Here is a 3,515-nt window from a genome sequence, read left to right on the forward strand (position 1 = left end):
ACCATTTTTCAGGATTTTTATCAGGTTACGTTCCGCAAGAAGTTATATGGAGACCTGGAAAGCCTGCAGGTAGATCTGGACAACTGGTTGTGGCATTACAATAATGAGCGAACTCATCAGGGAAAAATGTGCTGCGGGCGTACGCCGATGGAAACTTTACTCGATGGAAAACGGATCTGGGCAGAAAAGAATCTGAACCAGATGTAATCTGACAGACACCTGTATAAATAATCGGTAACTGTCAGATCAGGTCTGAGCTAGTACACTTTTAGGTGCAATCCGTCACTCCTTGTTCTATACCTCATGATTCATACGCCAGTAGATGACATCACAGTTGACGAAAACGGCTTTGTACCGCAAAAGTCTCCGAGGTGACATAGCGCTCCATGTCACGCAAACGCGCTTCACTGTCACGCAATACCGCATCTGCCTCGCTCAATGTTTGACTTGGGCGCACGGCATCATCATCGTGCTCATAAGTGCCCGCCGGTGCCGGTTCGAGGACAAAGGTCAGCACGATATACGCCACCAGCGTAAAGAAAAACAGGCCAAAGAACAGCGACAGCACCACAATGATACGCAGCAGTTTTACCGGCACATCCAGATAGCGCGCCAGCCCGGCGCACACGCCTTTGATCATACCCTCTTGCGGTAACCGGTACAGCTTGCGGCCGTGCGAATTCATCATCGCGTTCAATTTTCCTTTTATCATGATTGCCTCCAGTGGGGATGTTCTGCATCCAGAATCTCTTCCAATGCCTGGATCCGCTCACGCATCTGTTTCGCTTCTTGAGACAGCGTGGTCAAACGCTGGAGATCGCTTTGCTCCCAGGATGCCTCCCCTTGCGCCGCATCACGTTGCTTGCGCTGACTGTAGTGCAGCCAAAGCCATATCGGGGCCACGAACAACATGAAAATCGTCAATGGGATGGCAAGAAACAAAGCGCTCATTATATCTCCTTGATAGGCTTGTTAGTGTGGTGCGAGCGGCCCAACAGGCTGGCCGCCATCATGTTTCCGGTTTGATTTTTGCTTTTAACGCAGCCAACTGAGCGCTGATTTCATCATCAGCCTGCAACTCGGCAACTTGCTGATCCAGCGATTTCTGCTTACCGAAACCAGCGCTCTCTGCTTCCGCCTCCATCGAATCGATGCGGCGTTCGAACTGTTCGAAACGGGCCATCGCTTCATCCAGTTTACCGCTATCGAGTTGACGGCGCACATCGCGAGAGGAAGAAGCTGCCTGATGGCGCAGCGAAAGCGCCTGCTGGCGAGCACGGGTTTCCGTGAGTTTGTTTTCCAACTCGCCAATTTCGCGTTTCATGCTCGTCAGCGTTTCGTCCACATTTTCCGCTTCACGGGTCAGCACCGCAATCACGTCGGCCAGTTTCTGTTTTTCAAGCAGTGCCGCACGCGCCAGATCGTCTTTGTCTTTACGCAACGCAAGTTCGGCTTTTTCCTGCCATTGTCCCTGTTGGGATTCAGCCTGCTCGACACGACGCGCAATCTGTTTTTTCTCCGCCAGCGCCCGCGCCGAGGTGGAGCGTACTTCTACCAGTGTGTCTTCCATTTCCTGGATCATCAAGCGCACCAGCTTTTGCGGATCTTCCGCTTTGTCCAGTAACGAATTGATGTTCGCGTTCACGATATCGGCAAAACGAGAAAAAATACCCATTACAGTGTCCTCTTGGTCATATCACAGTGCGCATGCACTGGGTGGTGATGTTGATTCGTCATGCTTGATGCCGACCAACCTTAGCGTTCCCCCTTGCTATCACAAGATGCATGCCAACATAGAGATAAATTTATCCTACTGAAATTATTGATTATTATTTTTTGACAAATGACCACCATCGGATAAATTAGTTAAATACGCCAATAGTTAGCAAAATTAACAGCAATAAAAGGTGATATCTGATGGAAAAAGGTCAGGAGAATCTCCTGGGTGAAGCCAACAGCTTTGTTGAAATGCTGGAGCAAGTTTCACAATTGGCGCAGCTTACCAAACCGGTGCTGGTGTTAGGCGAACGCGGTACCGGTAAGGAGTTGATTGCCAGCCGCCTTCACTACCTGTCGCCACGTTGGCAAGGCCCGCTTATTTCCCTGAACTGTGCGGTGCTTAATGAAAATCTGCTGGATTCAGAGTTGTTCGGCCATGAAGCAGGGGCCTTTACCGGCGCGCAACGCCGTCATCTGGGGCGTTTTGAGCGTGCAGACGGCGGTACGCTGTTCCTCGATGAGTTAGCAACAGCGCCAATGCTGGTGCAGGAGAAATTGCTGCGCGTCATCGAATATGGCGTTTTGGAGCGCGTGGGAGGCAGCCAACCACTTCAGGTTGATGTACGTCTGGTCTGTGCCACCAATGAAGATCTGCCCGCACTCGCTACGGCAGGTAAGTTTCGCGCCGATCTGCTCGACAGACTTGCTTTCGATGTGGTGCAACTGCCCCCGCTGCGCGAACGCCAGCAGGACATCATGTTATTGGCGGAGCACTTCGCCATTCAGATGTGCCGGGAATTGAAACTCCCTCTGCTTACTGGATTTTCTGCGCACGCCCGTGATACCTTGTTAAATTATGCTTGGCCTGGCAATGTTCGGGAGCTAAAAAACGTGGTTGAACGCTCGGTTTATCGCCACGGCGCGTCGGGAGAACCCTTGGATGCCATTATTATTAACCCATTTCAACGCACCGCTGAAACACCGGTTACTCCAGTTTGCGTTGCTTCTACCCTACCGCGTTTACCACTGGCGCTGCGTGAATGGCAGCAGACACAAGAAAAAGTCCTCATTGAGAAGGCATTGTCTCAAGCGCGTTTTAACCAACGTAAGGCCGCAACGCTGTTGGGATTGACCTACCACCAGCTGCGTGGGCTGTTGAAAAAATACGATATCACCAGCGGTGAGGGATAAATTGCAGATAAAAAAAAGCCAGCAAACGCTGGCTAAAATAATACTGGAAGCAATGTGAGCAATGTAGTGCTCCCCTTCCGCGCTTACGAGAAGCCTTCTGGAGTGCGAAATGAATGATAATAGTTATCAGTATCATTTGTGAAGCACTTTGTTGATAATTTTTCTCATTTCCGTAGTAACGGTAGGGTTCTTCTCTATTTTTGATACTTTTCGACGAACTGCTCCAACTGGAGATCAGCGTGTCAAACTGTTCGTCTTGCTCTGCATCACGATAATATATCTGCGAATACCACTGGGTCAGCTTATCCGTCATGACCTGCGTATCCTCTGTGCTTTCACTTATTTGTACTAGCTCAGACCTGATCTGACAGTTACCAATTATTTATACAGGTGTCTGTCAGATTACATCTGGTTCAGATTCTTTTCTGCCTAGATCCGTTTTCCATCGAGTAAAGTGGCCATCTGCGTACGCCCGCAGCACATTTTTCCCTGATGACTTCGCTCATTATTGTAATGCCACAACCAGTTGTCCAGATCTACCTGCAGGCTTTCCAGGTCTCCATATAACTTCTTGCGGAACGTAACCTGATAAAAATCCTGCAAAA

General features: G+C 49.7%; 5 protein-coding genes and 2 pseudogenes. 2 read left to right on the top strand and 5 right to left on the bottom strand.

The features are described 5' to 3' along the window. Positions 1-207 (top strand): annotated as a pseudogene (locus QZ506_RS11880) (IS481 family transposase); the annotation flags it as partial. 121 nt (positions 208-328) lie between these two features. On the opposite strand, the gene pspC reads toward QZ506_RS11880, so the two are convergent. Genes pspC through pspA form a run of 3 tightly spaced genes read right to left on the bottom strand, consistent with a single transcriptional unit; the run spans position 329 to position 1,675 of the window. Then, positions 329-688, bottom strand: coding sequence for an envelope stress response membrane protein PspC (gene pspC / locus QZ506_RS11885; protein WP_291971294.1), 360 nt, complete (start codon positions 686-688; stop codon positions 329-331). A gap of 20 nt (positions 689-708) precedes the next feature. Beyond that, entirely contained in the window at positions 709-951 is a 243-nt protein-coding gene (gene pspB / locus QZ506_RS11890; protein WP_291971286.1) for an envelope stress response membrane protein PspB, read from the bottom strand. A gap of 58 nt (positions 952-1,009) precedes the next feature. Beyond that, on the bottom strand, positions 1,010-1,675 hold the full coding sequence (gene pspA / locus QZ506_RS11895) for a phage shock protein PspA (protein WP_291971288.1): 666 nt from the start codon (positions 1,673-1,675) through the stop codon (positions 1,010-1,012). A 242-nt stretch (positions 1,676-1,917) separates the two neighbouring features. Here pspA and pspF point away from each other — a divergent pair, with 242 nt between their 5' ends. Further along, positions 1,918-2,910 carry a phage shock protein operon transcriptional activator gene (gene pspF, locus QZ506_RS11900; protein WP_291971290.1) on the top strand — a complete coding sequence of 331 codons (993 nt, stop codon included), beginning with the start codon at positions 1,918-1,920 and terminating at the stop codon, positions 2,908-2,910. On the opposite strand, the gene QZ506_RS11905 is transcribed toward pspF, so the two are convergent. Further along, the gene (locus tag QZ506_RS11905) at positions 2,891-3,223 is read right to left on the bottom strand and encodes a hypothetical protein (protein ID WP_291971292.1); all 333 of its coding nucleotides are present in this window, start codon (positions 3,221-3,223) and stop codon (positions 2,891-2,893) included. The genes pspF and QZ506_RS11905 overlap by 20 nt on opposite strands. Positions 3,224-3,339: 116 nt before the next feature. Then, a pseudogene (locus QZ506_RS11910) lies at positions 3,340-3,515 on the bottom strand (IS481 family transposase); the annotation flags it as partial.

Source organism: Candidatus Symbiopectobacterium sp. (assembly GCF_020054415.1).
GTDB lineage: Bacteria > Pseudomonadota > Gammaproteobacteria > Enterobacterales > Enterobacteriaceae > Symbiopectobacterium.

Bases quoted from the DNA above. Each gene is read 5' to 3' on its own strand.
- pspB (WP_291971286.1), bottom strand. From the start codon at position 951: ATGAGCGCTTTGTTTCTTGCCATCCCATTGACGATTTTCATGTTGTTC.
- pspF (WP_291971290.1), top strand. From the start codon at position 1,918: ATGGAAAAAGGTCAGGAGAATCTCCTGGGTGAAGCCAACAGCTTTGTT.
- pspA (WP_291971288.1), bottom strand. From the start codon at position 1,675: ATGGGTATTTTTTCTCGTTTTGCCGATATCGTGAACGCGAACATCAAT.
- QZ506_RS11905 (WP_291971292.1), bottom strand. From the start codon at position 3,223: ATGACGGATAAGCTGACCCAGTGGTATTCGCAGATATATTATCGTGAT.
- pspC (WP_291971294.1), bottom strand. From the start codon at position 688: ATGATGAATTCGCACGGCCGCAAGCTGTACCGGTTACCGCAAGAGGGT.